This is a genomic window from Priestia sp. BR_2 (assembly GCF_041954005.1).
Taxonomy (GTDB): domain Bacteria; phylum Bacillota; class Bacilli; order Paenibacillales; family Paenibacillaceae; genus Paenibacillus_AQ; species Paenibacillus_AQ lautus_A.
Map to the genome: position 1 here is coordinate 1 of NZ_JAVFHM010000272.1, position 1,342 is coordinate 1,342.

The 1,342-nt window shown below is 35.9% G+C and carries 1 protein-coding gene; it reads left to right on the plus strand.

The genetic code is table 11. From position 1 onward, the window contains the following. Positions 1 to 1,300 (plus strand): citrate:proton symporter (locus RB298_RS20715; RefSeq protein WP_486048342.1); only part of this gene is annotated, 1,300 nt, incomplete at its 5' end. Positions 1,301 to 1,342 lie beyond the last annotated feature (42 nt).

Here is a 1,342-nt window from a genome sequence, read left to right on the forward strand (position 1 = left end):
ATCTGTATTCGGAGCATTGACAATTGTTCCATTTGTTTTTGGAGCAATTGCAACCTTTGTAACAGGTGCTTCTTTTTTGGACCTCTTTGAGTGGATTAAAGAAGGTGTTTTATTTAGTGTAAATGAAGAAACAGGAAAGGTTTCTACTGGAGTTATTTCACCAGCTATTGTTATCTTGTTTGCGGTGTTGTACTTTGGTTTAATGCTTAATGTCGGTTTGTTTGATCCTTTGTGTGAATTCTTTATTAAAAAAGCAAAAGGTGACCCATTAAAAGTTACAATGGCAACAGTTTTAACTGCGACAGTAGTCACTATGAATGGTGATACTACTACAACTATTATTATTTGTGTGGCTGCCTTCCTTCAACTCTATAAACAAATGAATATTAAGCTAATTTATTTAGCCGTAATTATTGTTACGCCTATTGGAATTTTTAATCAGTTACCATGGGGAGGCCCAACCATTGCTGCAAGCACAGCAATGGGTGTAAGTATTAGTGAATTGTTTGCAGATTTATTACCAGGTATGCTAGTCGCTGAAGTATTTGCAATTTGTATGGCTTATTTTATTGGTATAAAAGAAAGAAAGCGCTTAAAATTTGATCCTAAAACTGCTAAAGACATTTCCCCAGAGCAAATGGAAAGCATGTTAAACGCTATTCGTCTAAAAGACCCTGAATTAAAGAGGCCTAAACTATATGCTTTTAATTTAATTTTAACACTTATTATTTTAGTTATGCTTGTGATGGATGTTGCACATGGTGGTGTTTTGTTTAGTATAGGTGCAGCAATTGCACTTACGGTAAACTATAAGTCATCAAGTCTTATCAACGAACGACTCGATGCTTTAGCAGCAGATGCTTTAGCACCAGCTTTGGCAACCTTGGCTGCTGGCGTTTTTTCTGGTGTTTTAACAGGTAGTGGGATGTCAAGTGCTTTGGCAACATCTATTACAGCTATTATTCCAGAATCATTAGGATCAAATATGGCACCAATTTACGCGTTGATTGCAGCACCTGCAATTACATTTTTACCACAAGATGCCTTTTACTTTGGAATAGCCGGAGTTATATCAGATGTTATGGGTCAATATGGAATTTCTGCTGGTGAAGCTGCGGTAGCTTCTATGGTGGGACAGGCGTTTCGTTTAATTTCACCGGTTATTCCAGCTCTATATATGTTAGTTGCTTCGACCGAAACAAACTTTATAGACTTTCAAAAAACATATATAAAATATGCTTGGCCAATTCTATTTATATACCTCGCTGTTTATACATTAACGGGAGCATTGCCGATTTAGAAAAAATACTTTTCAAAAATTAGCTGTATTTCATTATTGGAC